General features: G+C 62.2%; 16 protein-coding genes. 9 read left to right on the top strand and 7 right to left on the bottom strand.

Going from position 1 to position 19,907, the window contains the following annotated elements; translation table 11 throughout:
- Positions 1-20: 20 nt before the first annotated feature.
- From ABC729_RS21785 to ABC729_RS21770, 4 genes are all read left to right on the top strand, one after another.
- Positions 21-392, top strand: a complete 372-nt coding sequence (locus ABC729_RS21785) for a helix-turn-helix domain-containing protein (protein WP_495609711.1) — start codon at positions 21-23, stop codon at positions 390-392.
- Positions 389-1,537: a hypothetical protein gene (locus ABC729_RS21780; RefSeq protein WP_495609710.1), complete on the top strand. Its 1,149-nt coding sequence runs from the start codon at positions 389-391 to the stop codon at positions 1,535-1,537. Before ABC729_RS21785 ends, ABC729_RS21780 begins: the two co-directional genes overlap by 4 nt.
- Before the next feature lie 5 nt (positions 1,538-1,542).
- On the top strand, positions 1,543-2,904 hold the full coding sequence (locus ABC729_RS21775) for a CAP domain-containing protein (RefSeq protein ID WP_495609709.1): 1,362 nt from the start codon (positions 1,543-1,545) through the stop codon (positions 2,902-2,904).
- Positions 2,905-2,991: 87 nt separating this feature from the next.
- Complete coding sequence (locus ABC729_RS21770) at positions 2,992-4,068, top strand: HupE/UreJ family protein (protein ID WP_495609708.1); 1,077 nt, start codon at positions 2,992-2,994, stop codon at positions 4,066-4,068.
- Here ABC729_RS21770 and ABC729_RS21765 read toward each other — a convergent pair.
- From ABC729_RS21765 to ABC729_RS21735, 7 genes are all read right to left on the bottom strand, one after another.
- Positions 4,052-4,375: a hypothetical protein gene (locus tag ABC729_RS21765; protein ID WP_495609707.1), complete on the bottom strand. Its 324-nt coding sequence runs from the start codon at positions 4,373-4,375 to the stop codon at positions 4,052-4,054. The two genes, ABC729_RS21770 and ABC729_RS21765, sit on opposite strands and share 17 nt — an antisense overlap.
- Before the next feature lie 237 nt (positions 4,376-4,612).
- The gene (locus tag ABC729_RS21760) at positions 4,613-7,747 is read right to left on the bottom strand and encodes an efflux RND transporter permease subunit (RefSeq protein WP_495609706.1); all 3,135 of its coding nucleotides are present in this window, start codon (positions 7,745-7,747) and stop codon (positions 4,613-4,615) included.
- A complete protein-coding gene (locus ABC729_RS21755; protein ID WP_495609705.1) occupies positions 7,744-9,171 on the bottom strand; it encodes an efflux RND transporter periplasmic adaptor subunit in 1,428 nt (475 codons plus the stop codon). The genes ABC729_RS21760 and ABC729_RS21755 overlap by 4 nt, the downstream gene beginning before the upstream one ends.
- A 239-nt stretch (positions 9,172-9,410) precedes the next feature.
- Positions 9,411-10,175, bottom strand: coding sequence for a 2-keto-4-pentenoate hydratase (locus ABC729_RS21750; protein WP_495609704.1), 765 nt, complete (start codon positions 10,173-10,175; stop codon positions 9,411-9,413).
- Between the two features lie 85 nt (positions 10,176-10,260).
- Positions 10,261-12,444: a TonB-dependent receptor gene (locus ABC729_RS21745; RefSeq protein WP_495609703.1), complete on the bottom strand. Its 2,184-nt coding sequence runs from the start codon at positions 12,442-12,444 to the stop codon at positions 10,261-10,263.
- A 187-nt stretch (positions 12,445-12,631) separates the two neighbouring features.
- Positions 12,632-14,449, bottom strand: a complete 1,818-nt coding sequence (locus ABC729_RS21740; RefSeq protein WP_495609702.1) for a flavin-containing monooxygenase — start codon at positions 14,447-14,449, stop codon at positions 12,632-12,634.
- Between the two features lie 181 nt (positions 14,450-14,630).
- Positions 14,631-15,281, bottom strand: a complete 651-nt coding sequence (locus ABC729_RS21735; protein WP_495609701.1) for a GntR family transcriptional regulator — start codon at positions 15,279-15,281, stop codon at positions 14,631-14,633.
- 296 nt (positions 15,282-15,577) lie between these two features.
- Here ABC729_RS21735 and ABC729_RS21730 point away from each other — a divergent pair, with 296 nt between their 5' ends.
- Genes ABC729_RS21730 through ABC729_RS21710 form a run of 5 tightly spaced genes read left to right on the top strand, consistent with a single transcriptional unit; the run spans position 15,578 to position 19,772 of the window.
- Positions 15,578-16,459 (top strand): alpha/beta fold hydrolase, encoded by an 882-nt coding sequence (locus ABC729_RS21730; protein ID WP_495609700.1) that lies wholly within the window; start codon positions 15,578-15,580, stop codon positions 16,457-16,459.
- Between the two features lie 12 nt (positions 16,460-16,471).
- Positions 16,472-17,431 (top strand): 3-carboxyethylcatechol 2,3-dioxygenase, encoded by a 960-nt coding sequence (locus tag ABC729_RS21725; RefSeq protein WP_495609699.1) that lies wholly within the window; start codon positions 16,472-16,474, stop codon positions 17,429-17,431.
- 15 nt (positions 17,432-17,446) lie between these two features.
- Positions 17,447-18,046 carry an NAD(P)H:quinone oxidoreductase gene (gene wrbA, locus ABC729_RS21720; RefSeq protein WP_495609698.1) on the top strand — a complete coding sequence of 200 codons (600 nt, stop codon included), beginning with the start codon at positions 17,447-17,449 and terminating at the stop codon, positions 18,044-18,046.
- Between the two features lie 41 nt (positions 18,047-18,087).
- Positions 18,088-19,011, top strand: a complete 924-nt coding sequence (locus tag ABC729_RS21715; protein WP_495609697.1) for a VOC family protein — start codon at positions 18,088-18,090, stop codon at positions 19,009-19,011.
- Positions 19,012-19,025: 14 nt separating this feature from the next.
- Positions 19,026-19,772: an SDR family oxidoreductase gene (locus ABC729_RS21710; RefSeq protein ID WP_495609696.1), complete on the top strand. Its 747-nt coding sequence runs from the start codon at positions 19,026-19,028 to the stop codon at positions 19,770-19,772.
- Positions 19,773-19,907 lie beyond the last annotated feature (135 nt).

Here is a 19,907-nt window from a genome sequence, read left to right as displayed (position 1 = left end):
AGGATTCAGGTGGCCGCCAGATGGGCGAAATCGTCTCTATCCATATTGCGCAGTTGAAGGCATCTCGCCACGAAGTGGTGGACGTTGCATCGCGCGAACGGATGTCAGCCTTGCGGGAACGCCGGGCCGCGTGGGGACGTATCATCCGTCAGCGGCGCGTTGATCGTGGTTTCACGACCCGCACACTGGCTGAAACGGTAGGGCTTGCCACGCCGACCTTGGTCAGCGCCATTGAATCCGGTCGCGGCCGCCTTCCAGAAGGTGTGCTTGCCGGCTGGGCGCTGGCCTTGGGCATGGAACCGGCGGAATTCGCCGCTGGCTACCTTTCCGCCTTTGAACCCGATGCCTTCGCCGCCCTGCGGCAGAACCAAGAAGAAGGGAGGCCGGCATGAGCGCGTCGGCCGAGATATTCCGCTTCCCCGGTCGTGCGGCCAGTGGCAATAGCGGCTCCTGGAGCAATCAGGACATCGCTGATGTCTATCGGTGCCTGGATCAATTTGCCCGCCATGGTCTGATGGTGGAGGCCGCGTCGGGCCTCTCCGACGAGGGCGATCCCTGGTTCGCGATTGAAGATGTCTCTACCGGTGACGCGCTTGTGCATATCGCGCGCATTGATGGCTTTTTCGTAGTGCATGTCCTGGACGGGGAGACCTGGTCCGGAGACACGCTGCGTCAGGCCCTGGCGAATATGGATGTCTCGACCCTGGCCGGTATCGGCATGGTCGATCACCATGGCACCACCGCCGCCGATGGCGATGACGACAAGGATGGCACTCACGCCTTCCTGCGCATTGTCAGCGCAGTCGTTGCCGTCCTGACCGCAGATGTGATCGCCAACGCCGTCACACACGAAGCGGCGGCATCGCCCCTGCCCCCGGTCGGCGCGCCTCACGCTGGCGATCACGGTGACGATGCTACCAAGGCCGCGCTGGATTTGCCAGCCGTCGATAGCAGTCTGACCCCGGAGCATCGCGAGAAAACGACCGGCACGGCGGCGTTGGATGACAGCGCCGCACCCGTTGAAGCACCCAAGGACATCTATTCGGACAAGGTGGATGCACCTGCATCGACGCCTGCCGCCAGTGCCTTGACCGCTGTGACGGTTGAAAAGGAACATTCGGTCCTGACGGTCCCGACACCAGCCGTGGACGCGACCGTTACCGGTTCAAAGCAGGAAATCATGGTCGCAGCCGGACAAAGCGAGGGGGTCGCTCTGTCCTATGCCATCGGCAGCGAACATGTGCAGGTGACGTTCGACGACCGTGTGTCGTTTGTCGGCATCGAAAAGAAAGCTGACACGTTCCTGGTCGTGATTGACGGGAATACGAAAGATCTGATCGCGAAGGTGGAGAATTTTGACAAGGGGCTGGATAGTTTGGTGATCGAAAAATCCGATGACGCGGGCACGTCAAGCGCCATCGTCACGGATTTGGGGGCTTTGGTTGCCAATGTCGAAGCACATCTGACCGTGGTTGGCCAGGCGACGGTGGAAATCCACCTGACGTCGCAGGTCGGCTCATTGGTCGCCGGAGGCTGAAGATCATGAGTTTGGCAGCAACCACCACTTTGTTCGCCGGCAGCACCAGCCTGTCGACCAGTGAACTGGCCCTTTTTCACGCCATTAACGCGCTGCGCGCGGAAAAGGGCCTGTCCCCCCTTAAACCGAGTTTCGACCTGTCCGTCCTTGCCGGTCAACACGCCGGTGATTTCGACAGCAATGTGGGCTACAGCGCCTGGTCCCAGGTCTCTGTGGCCGCCCGTGTCGTGCCGACCCTTCATCACTGGAGTGATGGGCAGGGATTTGTGGCTGGCGTGCTGGCGGTGGGGGCCGGTCTGCAACTGACCCTGCCACAGAGCATCGCGGAAAATGCCGATGGCGTCCTGGCCGGAACGGTGCGCGGTGATCTGCTGACGGAGTGGCTGTCCAATCCCGGAACGGCCAGCAATCTGTTGTCCAACAGCTGGGACAGTGTCGGCATCGGCTTTTCCGGCGACATGGCCTATGTCACCTTTGGCAAATATGGTGATGCGGTGAGCGACGTTAAGGTCGCCCCCATCGTGGGGACGAACAGCAACGATGCGATCCGCACGACCGCCTGGGCCGACAGTATCTCTGCGGCCGGCGGGAACGATGTCATCACCGGGCTGACCAACGGTGACCGTGTGGACGGGGGTAGCGGTCTTGACCGTATTGTCCTGTCGGGCAATGCGGCGTCTTACACCATCGCCGCGGTGACTGAAGGTAACTCCACCTGGGCCGTCGTTACTGGTGCCGAGGGGAATATCAGCATCCACAATGTTGAGTATGTGCAGTTCGCAGACCGCGTCATCGATAGCAGCAACTGGGGCGAGAACCTGACCCAGGTCCGGTTCGACGATGCTTATTACGGTGTGCGCAATGTGGATGTGGCGGCGGCTGTAACCGGTGGCGCTATTTCCTCGCTTGAGGATCACTTCTGGTCCTTCGGGGCGGAGGAAGATCGCGACCCGGCTGCGTTCTTCGACACCGATTACTATCTGGCTCATAATCCCGACATTGCCAAAGCCGTTGCTGACGGGTCAATCCGCAGCGCGTTTGAGCACTACCTGCTGTTTGGGCAGTTTGAGGGTCGCAATCCCAACGCTTATTTCAGCACCAGCGATTACCTGGAACTCAATCCCGACGTGGCCCAGGCCATTGCCAGCGGACAGATCGGGTCGGCCATCGATCATTATCTGTCTTATGGCCGCTTTGAGGGCCGGTTGGCGACGGATCAGTTCAACGAATCTTACTATCTGGCCAAGAATCCCGATGTTGCCGCCGCTGTTGCGGCCGGTCAATTCGATAGCGGGCTGAGCCATTACCGTCTGCTGGGGCAGATCGAAGGCCGTATGCCGTTCGATGCCGATGGCATTATCGGCTGATCATGCCAGTTGCGGTTTTGTCTTGTGGTGTGGTGCGTGACCCGTCACGTTCCTACACCCAAGACATAACATCTACCCGGCCCCCTGATGAAATCGCTTCTTCTTGGTCTGGTGACGCTGCTGCTCCTGCTCGTCGCCCCTGCTGGTGGCCATGAGATCGGAGATAGCCAGATCATTGTGGAACCGGGCGATGGCATCTGGACGGCCCGGATCGTTACAGCCCCCACCCCCCTGATCAACAGGCTGGAAGAGACGCACGGCCTGCCGCTGAGCCGCGACCTGACAGAAGAGGTCGCGGCTGCCCGCCTGACCGACCTGTCGCCGCACCTGCCCTCCCATCTGCGGATCGTGATTGATGGGCAGGCCGTGGTCGCGACACTGTCCGTCGAACAGTTGCGGATGCCGGCGGATCAGTCGCAGCCCGCCTTCATCGTGCTGCGCGCTGACGGCCCCTTGCCAGCAGATGCCCGCACCCTGTCCTGGCAGTTCGACCTGCTGCGCGGCCAGAATCCGCTGCTGCTGGCGGGGCAGACCCATTGGGTGGAGGGGGATCAGGCGACGCCACCCCTGCCCCTGCGCCCCGGCCTGCCACCCACCCTGACGCAGATTGTCGGCCAGTATCTGCATCTGGGCTTCATCCATATCGTACCGGACGGGCCCGACCATGTGCTGTTCGTCCTGGGGCTTGTGCTGTTGACGACACGGATGCGCCCGCTGCTGGTTCAGGTGACAGCCTTCACGGTAGCCCATTGCCTGACCTTGGCATTGGCGTTGTATGGCGTGGTGAGCCTGCCAGCCTCAATCGTGGAGCCACTGATCGCGCTCTCTATTGCCTATGTCGCGGTGGAGAATATCCTGGCCCGACGCATGACGCCCTGGCGGCCTGCACTGGTCTTCGGCTTCGGTCTGCTGCACGGCCTTGGCTTTGCCGGCGTGCTGGCCGATCTGGGATTACCGCCGGACGGTCGGGTCACCGCCTTGATGGCCTTTAATGTCGGGATCGAGTTTGGACAATTGGCGGTGATCGCCCTCACCTACATTCTTGTCCTGCATTGGTGCAAGAATCAGCCCTGGTTCAAGGCCCGTGTCACAACCCCAGCCTCTGCTCTGATCGCCCTGATCGGTCTCTATTGGACGGTGGAGCGGGTCATGGGGCACGCTTGACGACTGGATCATCGGACAGCAACCAATTCAGGGCTGCCTCTTCACTTAGGAAAGTGCCGTGCTGAGTGGTAGAGAAAATTGCAGACATCATGCGGATCAACAAAGACCACATGCTGTCACGGACAATGTAGGCGACGCGGGTGCGACGCTCCTCAGCGTTGCCCCAACAGGGCATGGCCTGAATTGCCCGCACACCTTCCCAATCGATACTGCCGCCATAGCGTGACACGTCAAGGATCATGCGCGATGTCGGCGATAGCCAGCCCTTCGATTGTGCAGCTTCCATTACAGCCAGGATGTCGCCCATGGCCGTTTCCCCCTCAAGAACCACCCGCACAACGGTGCCATCATAAACTACACGCGCTTGCGTGGTTTCTAGGCCGAGTACTATCTCGTCCACCGGCTGCCTGCCCTTGTTAATTGACCAGTACGGGCATATTGCGTCCCGTACTGGTCAAGCAACCATTTCTGCACCCACCGTTCTGAATTACAATGATCGTTGATCAAACTCCAACCATAAGTGGCCTGGCAGCGGAGGTGCAGCCTATTGCGCCGCCACTTCCTGTCGCCGACCGAACAGCAGGCGGACGCGCCCGGCCCCGCGCTTGCTATCTTCCACCAGCATCAGCAAGGCCGGCATCAGCAGCAGGACCAGCACCGTCGCCGTCCCGATGCCGAAGACGAAGGTAATCGCCATGGGCACCAGAAAGGCCGCCTGGAACGCCGTTTCCGTCAAGAGCGGCAGCAGACCGAAGATGGTGGTCAGTGACGTCAGCAGCACCTGACGCAGCCGTTCCGCCGCCCCATGCACCACGGCACTTTCCACTGCTTCGCCATCCTTGATACGGTCATCAATGCTGCTGACCACCTGGATACTATCATTCACCAAGACGCCGGCCATACCCATGATGGCGATGTAGGACCAGATGGTCATATCCGCCCCCATCACCCAATGGCCGAAGATGGTGCCAGCGATGGAGAAGGGAATGATCATCAACACCGCCAGGGGCCGGGCGAAGCTGCCCATGATCCAGGCCAGCACCAGATAGATGGCCCCCAGCGACACGAACATGCCCAGCATGAAGTCCGACCAGAATTCCGCTTCCTGACGCGAACCGTCATTCTGGTCCTTCTTGACGCCATACTTCTCCATGATGCCGGGCAGGTGGTTCTTTTCAATGTCGCTGCGGATTTCGCCGGAATTGCCCTTCAGGTGATCCACCTCTGCGAAGATGGACACGGTGCGCTGGCCCTTGTTGCGCAGGATACGCGACAGGCCGGGCCGTTCCGACAGTTCCACCACATCGGCCAGCGGCACCTGCATACCAGTCGGGGAGCGCAGCTTCAGGCCGGCCAGCAGCGCCTCCGTCTGGTCGCTTTCCGGCAGGCGGACGCGCACCGTCACCTCCTCATCACCCTTGGCGAAGCGCATGGCGATGGCCCCGTCCATGGCGTCACGCAGCTGGCGGCCCACATTCTCGGTGGTGAAGCCCAGGGCCTCGCCGCGCGGCGTGACCTTGACCACCAGTTCCGGCTTGCCCGCCGGCAGATTGTCCCGCGCCCCGCTGACCCCGCCATAGGTCATGATGATCTTCTTCAGATCCTCCGACGCAGCTTTCAACACATAGGGGTCATTATGGACCAGACGGAAGCCGAAGCCGTCGCCACCGAAGCCATCCTGTTCGGAAGAAAAGATCACCTGATCGATACCGGGCAGCAGCTTGGTCTCTGCCTCCCACTTCTTCATGATGTCGGGCAGCCGCTGCTCGCGGTCATCGGCGACCGAGAATTCGACCTTCATGGAGCCGATATAATCGCCCACCTGTTCGGGTAGGTTGTTGCCGGTGGTAACGCCCAGCTTGCCGAACGTCATCTTCACGATCTCACCCCGCTTCAGGCCGTAGGCGGCTTCCACGCGGTACAGGGCGGCTTCGGCCTCATCGATCTGCCTTGCCACCACTTCACGCGGGGTGCCGGGGGTGAACAGCAGGTTCAACTGTGCCTGATTGCCTTCCGGTTGCGGGAAGAAGGCGAACTTCACATGGCCGCCCGCCTGCAACCCGATAGCCAGCGCCATGATGGTCAGGGCTGATGCCACCGTGATGCCGCGATTATGGGTGGTCCAGGCGATCACCTGGGTGAAAGGGCCGTCGCGGAAGGCGTTGAACTTTTCCTCAAACGCCACGCGCAGCTTTGACGGCGGCGACTTCTGCCCCTTCTCCAGCGCGTGCCGCATATGGGACGGCAGCATCAGGAAGCAGCCCAGCAGCGAGGCAATGATCACCGCGATGGAGATGGCGGGCAGCGGCAGCACATACTGCCCCGTGGTGCCACGCATCATCAGCATGGGGCCGAAGGCGGCGATGGTGGTGATGGCGGCCGCCGTGACGGGCCAGAACATACGCTGGGCCGCACGTTCCACGGCCTTGGCCGGTTCCATGCCCCTGTCCATCAGGGTCTGACCATGTTCGGCCACGACGATGGCATCGTCACAGATAATGCCCGTCATCATGATCAGGGCAAACAGGCTCATCACATTGATGCTCTGCCCGATCAGCACCATGATGGCAAAGGTGACCAGGAAGCTGACCAGAATGTCGATGGCGATCCAGAAGGTCACCCAGGGCCGCAGGAACACGACCAGCACCGCCATGACCAGCACCATGCCGCCGACGGCGTTGTCCATCAGCATGCCGATGCGATCTTCCAGTGCGTCGGAATTGCGGTCATAGCTTTCGACCGTCACGCCCGGCGGCAGGGTCGGGCGCAGCTTTTCCAGATAGGCATCGACCCGTTCGGTGATTTCGATCAGGTTGCCATTCTTGGAGGTCTGGAGCGACAGGTTGATGGCGGGATTGCCATTGCGCCGCCCCGTCACGCCCCGGTCGTCGAAGGCGTCGCTGACCTGGGCCACCTGCCCCATGGTCACGCGCTGACCCTGCTCGTCAGTGCGCAGCGTTAATCCGGCGACACCGGCGGCATCATCCTGCCGGCCCATGGACCGCATCTGCTTTTCAATATTGCCCGACAGGGTGCCCGACGGCACATCGGTCGATGCATGGGCCAGACGCTGGGCAATCGAGCCCAGGGTGGTATCCAGGCGCTGCAGCTCTGCCGCCGGCACCTCCACCCAGATCTCGGCATTGCGCAGACCGGACATATAGACACGGTCCACGCCCTGCGCCGTCACGCCATCGCGTACCTGCTTGGCCAGCGCCCGCAGGGCCGGTTCCGGCAGCGGGCCGGAGATCGCCAGTTCCATCAGCTCATCCGTGATGGTGAAGCGGTTGATCACCGGGCGTTCGGCACTTTGCGGCAGGGTGGTGATGTTATTGATGGCGCTTTCGACCTCTGACAGGGCCTTGGCCATGTCAGTGCCGTGCTTGAAATTGATGAACAGTTCGCCGATGCCTTCACGCGAACGGCCCGTCACCTCATCAACGCCTTCTAGGAAACGTACTTCGCGTTCCATGGCCTCGATGATGGAGCGGTCGATATCGTCGGCGGACGCGCCCTGCCACGCCGTCCCGACATAGATGCCCGGCACGTCGAAGTCCGGTTCCATCTGTCGTTCCAGCTTGGCCAGCGCCCAGAAGCCAGCGATCATCATCATGATCATCAGGATATTGGCCGCCACCTTGTGGCGGATGAAGGTGCGGATCAAGCCGGCGCTGCTCATTCGCTCTTCTCCCCGGCCGGAGCCTTGTCCTGGTTATCCTTGGCGGGGTTGGTGGCGACCTGGGCGTCACTACCGGGCATCTCCCGGACCGCGACCTTCAGGCCGGGTCCGATTTCCTGGAAGCGCGTGGTCACGACCTTGGCACCGTCGCTCAGGCCCTTGTCGATGAAAACGGCGTCGCTGGTGCGGGCCACGACATGCACCTTGGTGCTTTCCAGCCGGCCCTCGGCATTGGCGATGTAGACGGTGTCATTGCCATGCACCGCCGTGACCGGCAGGCGATGGACCGCGACATAGGCACGGTCGGGCAGCGCCACCTCCACAAAGGCACCGGGGCGCAGCGGCTGATCCAGGCTTTGTGCCTCCAGCCGCACGAAGATGGTGACGCCACCAGTGGCCGTGTCGATCCGATCGATCACCCGTTCCACAGTCGCCGGATAGGTCAGGCGCTGTTCCCCCAGCTTCCAGGTGACCTGCGCCCGGCGACCCACGACGCCCGCGCCATCGGCGGCCAGACGGCCATAGGCCTCGGTCGACAGGGTGACGCGGGCTTCCAGCCCTTCCGTGCCCGACAGGGTGGCGACCTGATCGCCTGCCGACACGCGCATACCGACCTCTGCCTTGGTCTGGCCGACAAAGGCATCGAAAGGCGCGGTCAGTCGGGTGCGAGCCAGATCAGTTTCGGCCCGGTCAAGGGCCGCCTTCAGCCGGTCGATGGTCGCTTCCTGCTGACGCACCCGCGCGGCCCCGGCCTGTGACCCGTTTTCCATGGCGGCCAGGGTCTGGCGCTCTGCCGCCAGGGCCGCTTGCGTTTGTTCCAGGCGTGCGATGGAGATGGTGCCCTTCTCATACAGGGACTGTGCGCGCTCCTGTTCCCGCTCCTTCAGGCCCAGCTGCTGACGCGCCAGTTCGGCGCGCGACTTTTCCGCTGCTGCGGTGGCGCGCAACTCATCCAGGCGGGCCTTGGCCTCTGCCAACTGTGCCCGCGTCTCCCGCACATTCAGCTCATAATCCCAGGGGTCGATCTCCAGCAGCGTTTCACCTGCCTTGACCAGACCGCCATCGCGCAGGGCCGGCGACACCGCCTTGACCGTACCGGCCACCAGGGGCCGCAACTCCGCTGACCGTCCAGCAACCAGCGTGCCCATCAGGTTCATGTCCGGGCGGTGATCGGCCCGCGCGACGTTCACCGCATCAACGGACCAGACCCGCTCCGGCCGATCCTCCCGCGCCACCTCCGGCTTGCTGGCCACCATCAGGGTGAAGCCGCTGGCGCCCAGCAGCAGCACGCCGCCAATGGCTGCCACCCGCTTACCGCGCGGGCCCAGGGCCGCCCATTTCGGCAGGCGCACGCCCTGCAGCCGATCCCCCCATCCGCGCAGCGCCCAATGCCGGCCCATCTGCACCGTTGTGACCTTTTCCATGCCAATCCCCCGTCTGCGGCGCGTTACGTTTCGGCAGGCCGCACCTTCCCCGGTGTAGGCCCAAGCCGTTGGCAGACGCATTTGCAGCCGGCATGCCAGGACATGGAATGGCGGAAATGTGGGGTTTCGTGTTGCTGTCCCTTATAAGGATGGTGGTCAGCGCCCACACATTTTAGTGTGATCGACGAATGATCGCCAAATTCGCCACGGCGATTTCACTGTCGTGCCGCTTTGGCGCTTCACGCAAAGCCGACACGGACGGAACCCAACCCTGCGATCCGGGCTTCGTACTGTTCATTGGATTTGGCGGGCACCATCGGGCCCAAAGCGCCGGACAGGACCACGTCACCGGCATCCAGCGGTCGGCCGACCGCCGCCATCCGTTCCGCCAGCCACAGCAGTGCATTCAAGGGATTGCCCAGACAAGCGGCTCCGGCGCCCAGGGATACAGGGTCGCCATTCCGTTCCATGACCATCCCGCACAGATATGGATCGAAACGATCCAAAGGTACCGGCATGGTGCCCAGCACGAAAAGGCCGGAAGAGGCATTGTCGGCAATGGTATCGGTGATGGTGATGTCCCAGTTGGCGATGCGGCTATCCACGATCTCCAATGCCGGCAGGGCGAAATCCACGGCTTTCACGACATCAGGCATCAAAAGCCGTTCGCGATCCAGCCGGGTTTTCATGACGAATGCCACTTCCGCTTCGATCCGGGGCTGCAACAGCCGGCCCGCCGCGACAATATCACCGCTCAGCACCGCCATATCGTCGAACAGCATGCCGTAATCGGGCTGATCGACACCCAACTGCTTCTGAACCGCCTTGGAAGTGAGGCCGATCTTGCGACCGACCAGCCGACGCCCCTGTTCCAGCCAGTGACGCGTATTGGCCTCCTGCACCTGATACGCACCCGTGGGATCACCGGGTGGCAGCTCTCCCCGCAACGGGGAGACCGGTCCCGTATTATAGGCACCGCGCAGCCGGGCGGCGAGATCGGCCATCACCTGTTCCATGAGACACCTTCAGAGAAGAAGAAGGAAAGGCCCCCTGCGGGCAGAGGCAACCCGCAGGGGGACAGCACCAGGGCTACCAGCTCTTGGAGACCTGCAGCACGAAGGTGCGGGGGGCGCCGGCAAGACCGGCGGGCACCAGGCCGTTGGCCGCCACCGTGATCAGGTACTGCTCATCAGCCAGGTTCTTGCCAACCACCTGCACGCCCCAACCACCCTCGTCGCTGTTCCAGCCGATGGAAGCGTTGATCAGGTCGTAGGATTTCTGGGCAAAGATGTCGGCGTTGGAGGCGTCGTAATAGACCTTGCTCTGCCGGAAATACTCTCCCCGGACAAAGGCCGCGCCCGGCCCCACATCGAAATTATATTGGCCATATGTGGACAGGGAGCTTTTGGGGGCGGCGTTCAGATTGTTGCTGGTGGCATTGAAGGTGCGGGTGGCGGCGCTGTAACGGGGGTCGGCTGCCACGAAATTCACGAGCTGGTTGGGCACGCTGGAGGTTGGGAAGGACCGATATTTGGTGTCCAGGAAGGACAGGTTGCCGCCCAGTTCCAGCCCCGTGACCGGTCGCGCCGTCACCTCGAATTCCACGCCGCGAACGCGGGCATTGGCGGCGTTGCGGATGGCCACCACGCCTGGCGCGATCAGCGACTGCACCTGCAGGTCCTTGTAATCATAATGGAACAGGCTGGTATTGAAGCGCAGGCGCCGGTCGAACACGTCGCTCTTGATACCGCCTTCATAGGCCCAGATGGTTTCCGGCGCGAAGGACAGGTCGGTGGCATTGTTGGCGAAGATGCTGGTGCCGCCGCTCTTGAACCCGCGTGTGGCGGATGCATAGAGCATGACATCGTCCGTCACCTGATAGTCCAGCCCGAATTTCGGGGTCACCGCGTCGAACTTCCGCTTCAACTCATAGACGAAGGGAAAGCCGGGGGTGGAGGCGTTGGTGGCCAGCGACACGCGGTTGAAATTCTGCTCGATCCGCTTGGTGTCCTGGGTGAAACGCAGGCCCGCCGTGAAGCCCAGTTCGGCGGTCAGCTTGTAGGTGCCCTGCGCGAAGGCCGCGTAGGAGGTGGTGAAGCTGTCGGGTTCGGTGCGGATATAGAAGGCGTTGGCCGGCGGCAGGACGGGGCTGGCATAGTTGGTGGATTGCAGCAGGGTGCTGGTCTTGTCATGGAAATAGAACAGACCGACCACGCCGTTGAACCGGTCCATATTGGCCGTCAGGTTCAATTCTTGGCTGAACTGCTTGGACCATTCATTCTGATTGCTGATCTGGGCCAGCAGTTCGGTACCATCGCTATCCACCAGCAGATTGTACCGGCTCTTGCGGAAGGCGGTCAGCGACTTGATGGCGAATTCGTCCGACAGATCGACATTCACCTCCTGCGCCACGCCCCACAGCTTGGTGTCGTTGGTCTGCGGCGAATTCAACGCGACCTTGGAATAGTCGCCAACAATGCTGGACGCCAGCGGTGCCGGGTTGGTGCCATTGGGGCGGAACGGCACCAGCAGATGGCTGTAGCTGTCGAACCGCTCATCGCTTTCGCTGTAATCGAAGCGGGTGATCATCTCCACCTTGTCGGCGGGGACAAAACGCACCTGCCCGCGCACGCCACCGCGATTGGCATTGTTAGTGCCCGGTTGACCGGCGGCATGGATATTATCGATATAATCATCATGGCGGATATAGGTGCCGGACAGGCTGGCCTGCAGTTTCTCTTCCACCAGCGGGCCACTGACATAGAACTGCGCCTGACGACGTTCGTAATCGCCGACAGTCAGTTGCAGCTTGCCTGTGGCCGTATCCGACGGCTTCTTGGAGATGATGTTGATGGTGCCGCCAACCGCATTGCGGCCATAAAGCGTCCCCTGCGGCCCGCGCAGGACCTCGACCCGCTGGATATCCACGAAATCCTGGAACTGGCCGAAGGCGCGGGCGATATAGACACCATCGATCTGCGTCGTCACGCTGGGGTCGGACCCGCCGAAAACGTTGGAACTGCCGATGCCGCGCATATAGATGACGGCGCTGGCCGTCACCTGCGCGACCGACAGGTTCGGCGTGACCGCCACCAGATCCTTGACGTTCAGGACCAGTGAACTGTCCAGCTTGTCGGCGGAAAAGGCGCTGATGGCCAGCGGCGTCTTTTGCATCGTGGTTTCGCCAGCCTTGGTGGCGGTGACGATGATTTCGTCCAGCATATCGCCCGACTGGGCCACCTGTGTTTCCGCCGCCTGCGAAAGCGCGGGCATCAACAGTGCCATAGCGCAGACTGCACCCTTCATCTTGTGGCTAAACATGGCTTCCTCCTCCCGTTCTTTGATCATTGTCGGGTTTGCGCCAGCCCTCCGGTGGGCTGGAATTGATAAATTCTAGAATGCTAGAGGTGGGCGCGGTGGTGGCGTCGCACGAACGAAGCGCATGCGACGCCGGTAAGCGCTACTCCACCGCGCGGCCCTGGGCGCGGATATCCATATCCTGCGCCAGCCGCTCCGCCCGCCATGCCGTGATCACGGCCTCATATTCCAGCGGACCGCCGCCATAGGTGCCGCCGACATAGGTCGGCCGATCCTTGAAGGCACCCTCATTGTTGAGGAAGCCAGGCGTGCATTCCTCATAGAAATGCTCGTGGTCCACATGCTTGGCCTCGATGGTGGCCAGCCAGCGCTCCTCGGCCTCTGGCGTGGCTTCCAGGGCGGCGACGCCGTTGCGCAGGCCGTAATGGATGATCTCCACGGCATGCGTCGCCTGAATGTCCAGCGTGTGGGTAAAGTTGAAGGCCGTCGTCCCCTGCTCCGCCCCGCCCACGACGTGGAAATTGGGGAAGCCGCTGAACATGGTGCCGTGCAGGCAGCGCAGGCCGCCCCGCCACTTCTCCTCAATGGACCGGCCCCCGCGCCCGATCACCGTATAACCGCCAACCTTGTGCGCGGCAGCACCGACATCGAAGCCGGTGGCGAAGATGATGCAGTCGACGGGATAGTCGACGCCATTGACGATGACGCTGGTTTCCGTCACCGCCTCCACACCACATCCGCCAGTATCGACCAGCGTGACATTGGGCCGCTTGAAGGCGGGCAGATATTCATCACTGAACAGCGGGCGCTTGCACAGGAAATTGTACCAGGGCTTCAAGGCTTCGGCCGCCGCACCGTCACCCAGGGTCGCCGTTACGCGGGCCCGGATCTGCTCCATCTTCTCGAAATCGGCCTGCTGCATGGCCTGCGGCGGGGCAACCTTGCCCTGCCCCTGGGCCATCAGGGCGCCCATGCGCTCCCACAAGTCGGTCCAGTGGTCGCCCACCAGATTCTCGCCCTGCGGCCGTCCATTGATGATGGACAGAAAATTTTCCATGCGGCGGCGCTGCCAGCCTTTGGGCTGCGCCTTGAACCAGTCCCCGTCCGTGGGGCGGTTGTTGCGCACATCAATGGCCGAGGGCGTCCGCTGAAACACCAGCAACTGCATCGCATGTTCAGCCAGACGGGGCACGATCTGTACCGCAGTGGCGCCGGTACCGATGATGGCCACGCGCTTGTCGGCCAGCTTGACCTGCCCGCCCGACGCATCCCCGCCGGTATAGTCATAATCCCAGCGGCTGGAATGGAAGATCTTGCCCTTAAAGCTTCTGATGCCGGGGATGCCGGGCAGCTTCACCTTGGCGAGCGGGCCCTGGCTGACCGATACAAAGCGGGCGCGAATGACATCGCCGCGATCAGTGGAAATGATCCAGCGTGCGGCGGCTTCGTCCCACTCCAAACGCTGCACCTTGGTCTGAAAAAGCGCATGCGGATAGAGATTGTAATGCCTGCCGATGGCCTGGGCATGGGCGAAGATCTCTGTCCCCGTGGAATATTTCTCTACCGGGACGGTTCCCACCTCTTCCAGAAGCGGCATATAGATATAGGATTCGATATCGCAACGAACGCCGGGATAGCGGTTCCAGTACCATGTGCCGCCAAAATCGCCCGCCTGTTCCACGATGCGGAAGGACCGGAGATTGCGGTCACACAGCTTTGCCGCCGTCAGCAGACCGCCGAAGCCGCCGCCGATCACCAGCACATCCACATCCTCCGTCACCGCGTCGCGGGTGAAGCCGGGAGCGACATAGGGATCCTCGGTGAAATGGGCGAACTCGCCGGCGGCATCCAGATACTGCCCTGCCCCGTTCTGGCGTAGGCGCTTGTCCCGTTCGGTGCGATACTTGTTCCGCAGGGCGTCGGCATCATAGGCCGCCCTCTGGGCAGGATGATCTTGCATGTGGCGCACTCCCCGTGCCGGTCCGGCGCTGCCATCGGCCGGCATTTCGTTAAGGGCCGATTGTTCCGGCCCCTTGTCTGGCGAAGCGGCCGGGTCTTTCCGACCCTTCCCGCTTCATCACGGGGATACTGTTACACATCGCGAACTGGCATGCAAGCATGTCAGTTCAGAAAATGAATGGTTACCGCGCCCACTTGGCACGCAGACCGGACGAGACGGCGGAGGCGACGCCGGCAATATGACTTTCCGACAAACTGCGGGCCCGTGACGGGGACTTCGACGCGATGGCGTCGATGATCTCCTCATGCTCCTGCGCGGCTCCGCCCATGAAAGCTGAGAAGCCGATGGCCTGATTGATGAAGAAATCCGACATGTTGAAATTGCTGCTCTGCCGCTCATCGACAAAGGGCGATTGGGCCATGTCGTGGATCAACTGATGGAAGGCGCGGTTCAGTTCAAGATAGGTCTGCGCCGCCCCTGCCTGCGTGAAGTCGATGGCCGTGATACGGGCCTGAATATCGCGCAATTCCTTCAGTTGCGCATCTGTCCGGCGGGCGGCGGCCAGTTCGGCCAACAACCCCTCCATCCGTTCAAACATCAGATAGAAGTCGGCGATCTGATCACGGTCAGGGTTGACCACTTCACATCCGACCTGCGGGATAATGCGCACGAATCCTTCCGCCGACAGGCGGTTCAGGGCGGCCATGATGGGCTGGCGGCTGGCACCAGTATCGGCGGCCACCTCCTTTACCGACAATTTCTGTCCGAACGTGTATTCCGCCCCGACCAGCCGGCTGACCAGCAGTTCGTAGACCTCGTCCTTCTTGTTCACGATGAAATCCCTTTCACAGGCACGCCCTGGAATCCCTACAAGCCGGAGTGCTAGGATGCAACAGCGAAATGCGGATCTGCCTTGCAAGTCAGGCTTTGGGTATCAGCTGAACCCCCAACGGTTTGCGGAAAACGCGTGATACGAGGATCGGCATTCCCGTGCACCGGCCACGGTGAGGCCATTCAACCATTTGTTATTATGCAGTTTTTACCCAGATTCACCTTTACCCAAAAAATTCGGTGACAAGCACATTCAAAACTAGCATGCTAGCGTGCAACAAATGACGGGAGGAACCCATGCATCTCTGGCCCGAAATTGCCCGCGGCAGCATTCGACTGGGTTATGTCCAGGCGGGCCCGATCCGCACCCGCTATGTGGAGGCGGGGGACGCCAGCGCCGATGAAGCGGTGGTCTTCATCCCCGGCACGGGCGGACATCTGGAGGCGTTCACGCGCAACCTGCTGCCGCATGCCGAGCATTATCGCACCATCGCGCTGGACATGATCGGCCACGGCTACAGCGACAAGCCCGACCATGATTATGAAATCCGGCATTATGTTCAGCATCTTCTGGATTTCTGCGATGCGCTGGGCCTGGCCCGCATCCATGTCCATGGGGAGTCGCTGGGCGGCTGGATCGCGGCGCAGTTCGCCATTGATCATCCCGACCGGGTGGCGACCCTGACGCTGAACACTGCCGGCGGCCTGAATACCGATCCCGCCGTTATGCAGCGCGTGTACAACGTCACCATGAAGGCCGTGGCGGAGGCCAGCCCCGCCACCGTCCGCGCCCGCCTGGAATGGCTGATGCATAAGCCTGAGCGCGTGACCGACGATCTGGTTGAACTGCGCCTTGCCATCTATACGCAGCCGGGTTTCCTGCGCGCCATGGAACATATCCTGTGCCTGCAGAACATGGACATCCGTATGCGCAACGTGCTGACGGATGAAAGCCTGACGGGCGTCAAGGCACCGAGCCTGGTCATCTGGACCGACCATGACCCCACGGCGCCGATCGCGACCGGTGAACGCTTTGCCCGTGCCATCCCCGATGCGCGGCTGGTGATCATGGATGATTGCGCGCACTGGCCGCAGTGGGAGAAGGCGGACGAATTCAACCGCCTGCACCTGGAGTTCCTGGCACAGCACGCACCGGCCGCAAGCCGGACCGCTGCCTGAAAGGGGGCGTCCATGTCACCCCCTAATGTTCGTATGATCTGCGCCTCCCACACCCCGCTGATGGACCATGTGGATGCCGATCCGCAGGTGGATGCCGATGTACGGCGTCATTTTGCCGATTTGGCGGCGGAAGTGGCTGAATTCGATCCCGAACTGATCGTCGAATTCGCGCCCGATCATTTCAAGGGTTTCTTCTACGATATGCTGCCGCCCTTCACGGTTGGCATCCGCGCCACGGCCATCGGCGATTATGATATCGGCGGCATGGGGGACGCTTTCAACGTGCCGGAGGATCTGGCGTTGGATTGCGTGCGCGCCCTGCATGCGGCCGATGTCGATGCCGCCATGTCCTATCGCGCGCAACTGGATCACGGGTTCGCACAGTTGCTGGTCCTGCTGACCGGCACTGTCGCGCGCTATCCGGTGCTGCCCATCCATATCAACTGTTCCGGCCCGCCCCTGCCCTCCTTCCGGCAGGTGCGGCGGCTGGGAGCGGCGGTCGGGCGCTGGCTGTCGGGCCTGAACAGGCGGGTGCTGATCCTGGGCTCGGGCGGCCTGTCGCATGATCCCCCCATCCCCAGCATCCAGACAGCGCCGCCACCCGTGGCCGAAATGCTGATCGCCGGCCGCAACCCGCCCATGGAGGCACGACGCGCCCGTGAACAGGCCAACTATGAGACGGCGCGCCAGCTTGCGCGCGGCGAAGGTAGGGCCACGCCCCTGAATCCCGATTGGGACCGCGGCTTCATGGAGCAGATGGCGGCCCTGGATTTCGACAGCATCGCCACACTGGGAGAGGCGGAGCTGACGCGGCTTGCCGGCTGTGGCGGGCATGAGGTGCGTAACTGGGTTGCCGCCTATGCCGCCATGGCCGCCACGGGTCCCTTCGACCATCAGCAGATTTTCTACCGCGACATCCCGCAATGGAACGCCGGCATGGGCATCGCCACGGCTCGGCATCAGGCGGCCTGAACAAGGAACAGCACAATGACGAAGGTTCTCGTCCTTTATTACTCCGCCTATGGCCATATGGAAATCATGGCCGAGGCGATTGCCGATGGCGCCCGCAGCGCCGGGGCCGATGCCGTGGTGAAACGCGTGCCCGAAACCGCACCGGAGGAGGTTGCTAAGGCAGCCCATTTCAAGCTGGACCAAAAAGCACCCATCGCGACGGTGGAGGAACTGGGCGATTACGACGCCATCATCGTCGGCTCCCCCACCCGCTTCGGGCGCATCGCCAGCCAGATGGCGGCCTTCTGGGACCGCACGGGGCCCCTCTGGTATACGGGCGCGCTGCGCGGCAAGATCGGGGCGGCCTTCACCTCCACCGCCACCCAGCATGGCGGTCAGGAAACGACCCTCTTCTCCATCATCACCAATCTGCTGCACCATGGCATGCTGGTGTGCGGTTTGCCTTACTCGCACCAGGGACAGATGCGCATTGATGAGGTGACGGGTGGTTCCCCCTATGGCGCCAGCACCGTCAGCGGCATGAAGGGTGAGCGGCTTCCATCGGAAACCGAACTGGAAGGTGCCCGCCATCAGGGAGAGACTGTGGCCCGGCTGGCAGGCCGGCTTGGTGCCTGACGGCGCCGGGACAACGATAAAACGGGAGGAGGAGTGCCAAGATGATCAACGGCTTGCAACATCTGGCCCTGGGCGTGCCGGACCTGGCCCCCGGTGCCGACTTTTACGAGAGTTTCGGCCTGTCGGCTGAAAACCGCGCCGACCATCTGGCCTTTCGCTGCAAAGGGCGGGCGCAGGACCAGATCGTGCTGGTGGAGACGGGTCAGTCGCGGCGCTTCCACCATGTCTCCTTCGGGGCCGATGCGGCGGGGCTGGAAGCTATTGCCGGCCGCCTGCATGCGCGCGGCGTCCAATTGCTGCCTCGCCCCTTCGCGGGTGCGGCCGAGGGATTGTGGTTCCTAGATCCGGACGGGCATCTGTTAAATGTGCAGGTGGCGGACAATGCGGGACGCGCGCCAGAACCGGGACCGGTAATCAACAGCCCCGGCCTGAACCCGCGCGCTGGTACACGCGGCTGTCCCACCCGGGCGCTCCCCACCAATCCGCGCCGGCTGGGCCATCTGATCCTGTTCACGCCCGACGTGACGCGCAAGCTGACCTTCTATTGCCAGGTGCTGGGCATGAAGGTGTCCGACACGCTGAAGGATGAGTATGGCGCGTTCCTGCGGATCGCCGGTGACAGCGACCATCATGTCATCGGCTTCCTGAATTCGCCAGCCCCCGGTTTCCACCATGCCAGTTTCGAAATGGCCTCGGTTGACGAGGCGGAACTGGCAGCGGTGAAGCTGAAGACCAAGGGTTACAAGCATGCCTGGGGGCCGGGGCGCCATGCCATCGGGTCCAATTACTTCCACTATTTCCGCGATCCGTGGAATGGCATGTGCGAATATTACTATGACATGGACCATATCCCGGCTCAATGCGACTGGGAGGCCATTGAGTGGACCAAGCAGGACGGCATGTTCCTTTGGTCCGCCGATGGTCCGCCGCCCCCCGATTTCGGCCGTAATTACGAGATCGATTGAGGAAGGGAAATATCATGGACCTGGGTTTGAAAGGCAAGAGCGCCATCATCTGCGCGGCCAGTCAGGGATTGGGCCGGGCTTGCGCCATGGCGCTCGCGCGTGAAGGAGCCAATGTCGTCATCAATGGAAGAACCGAAGAAACGCTGATGGCGACCGCCTCCGACATAAGGCGGGAAGCGCCGGACGTGACGGTGATCCCCGTCCTTGGCGATATCAGCGACCCCGCCGTCAGGGCCGCCGTGGTCGCGGCGGCCCCGCAGGCGGATATCCTGGTGAATAATAATGGCGGGCCGCCGCCCGGTGATTTCCGGGATTGGGATCGGGATACCTGGATCAAGGCGCTGGACGCCAATCTGCTGACGGCGGTGGACCTGATCCGCCTGACGGTCGATGGGATGGCCGAACGCGGCTATGGGCGTATCGTCAACATCACCTCATCCTCCGTGCGCGTGCCGATCCCCGTGATCGGTCTGTCTAGTGCGGCGCGTGCCGCGTTGACGGGCTTCGTGCTAGGGCTGGTTCCGTCCCTGTCGGGCAAGGGCGTCACCATCAACAATCTGCTTCCTGGGCCTTTCGACACCAACCGCCTGCGCCATTCCAAGGCGATTACGATGCATTTGACCAAGAACCATGTGGCCGGCCGCGTGGGCGATCCCGAGGAAATGGGTGCCATGTGCGCCTTCCTGTGCGGACGTTACGCCGGCTACATCACGGGTCAGAACATCCAGATGGACGGCGGCCTCTATCCTGGAAATTTCTGACGGACGGGGAAACTCCCACCCCGACTGAGCGTCCGCTGGCAACGGCGGGCGCCTTTTTTGCGTGCTGTGTTTCAGCGCAAAAAAAGACCACCGGCCAAGGACAGGGGGTGAACCCTGCCCCGACCGGCGGTGCAT

The organism is Niveispirillum sp. CC-CTL257, assembly GCF_059489915.1.
This window is presented reverse-complemented; position numbering and strand designations above follow the sequence as displayed.

What these genes read in the sequence shown, in the direction of transcription:
- ABC729_RS21730 (WP_495609700.1), top strand. Translation starts at nt 15,578, where the DNA reads ATGCATCTCTGGCCCGAAATTGCCCGCGGCAGCATTCGACTGGGTTAT.
- ABC729_RS21770 (WP_495609708.1), top strand. Translation starts at nt 2,992, where the DNA reads ATGAAATCGCTTCTTCTTGGTCTGGTGACGCTGCTGCTCCTGCTCGTC.
- ABC729_RS21710 (WP_495609696.1), top strand. Translation starts at nt 19,026, where the DNA reads ATGGACCTGGGTTTGAAAGGCAAGAGCGCCATCATCTGCGCGGCCAGT.
- ABC729_RS21745 (WP_495609703.1), bottom strand. Translation starts at nt 12,444, where the DNA reads ATGCCCGCGCTTTCGCAGGCGGCGGAAACACAGGTGGCCCAGTCGGGC.
- ABC729_RS21715 (WP_495609697.1), top strand. Translation starts at nt 18,088, where the DNA reads ATGATCAACGGCTTGCAACATCTGGCCCTGGGCGTGCCGGACCTGGCC.
- ABC729_RS21740 (WP_495609702.1), bottom strand. Translation starts at nt 14,449, where the DNA reads ATGCAAGATCATCCTGCCCAGAGGGCGGCCTATGATGCCGACGCCCTG.
- ABC729_RS21725 (WP_495609699.1), top strand. Translation starts at nt 16,472, where the DNA reads ATGTCACCCCCTAATGTTCGTATGATCTGCGCCTCCCACACCCCGCTG.
- ABC729_RS21760 (WP_495609706.1), bottom strand. Translation starts at nt 7,747, where the DNA reads ATGAGCAGCGCCGGCTTGATCCGCACCTTCATCCGCCACAAGGTGGCG.
- ABC729_RS21755 (WP_495609705.1), bottom strand. Translation starts at nt 9,171, where the DNA reads ATGGAAAAGGTCACAACGGTGCAGATGGGCCGGCATTGGGCGCTGCGC.
- ABC729_RS21780 (WP_495609710.1), top strand. Translation starts at nt 389, where the DNA reads ATGAGCGCGTCGGCCGAGATATTCCGCTTCCCCGGTCGTGCGGCCAGT.
- ABC729_RS21765 (WP_495609707.1), bottom strand. Translation starts at nt 4,375, where the DNA reads ATGGGCGACATCCTGGCTGTAATGGAAGCTGCACAATCGAAGGGCTGG.
- ABC729_RS21785 (WP_495609711.1), top strand. Translation starts at nt 21, where the DNA reads ATGGGCGAAATCGTCTCTATCCATATTGCGCAGTTGAAGGCATCTCGC.
- wrbA (WP_495609698.1), top strand. Translation starts at nt 17,447, where the DNA reads ATGACGAAGGTTCTCGTCCTTTATTACTCCGCCTATGGCCATATGGAA.
- ABC729_RS21750 (WP_495609704.1), bottom strand. Translation starts at nt 10,175, where the DNA reads ATGGCCGATCTCGCCGCCCGGCTGCGCGGTGCCTATAATACGGGACCG.
- ABC729_RS21775 (WP_495609709.1), top strand. Translation starts at nt 1,543, where the DNA reads ATGAGTTTGGCAGCAACCACCACTTTGTTCGCCGGCAGCACCAGCCTG.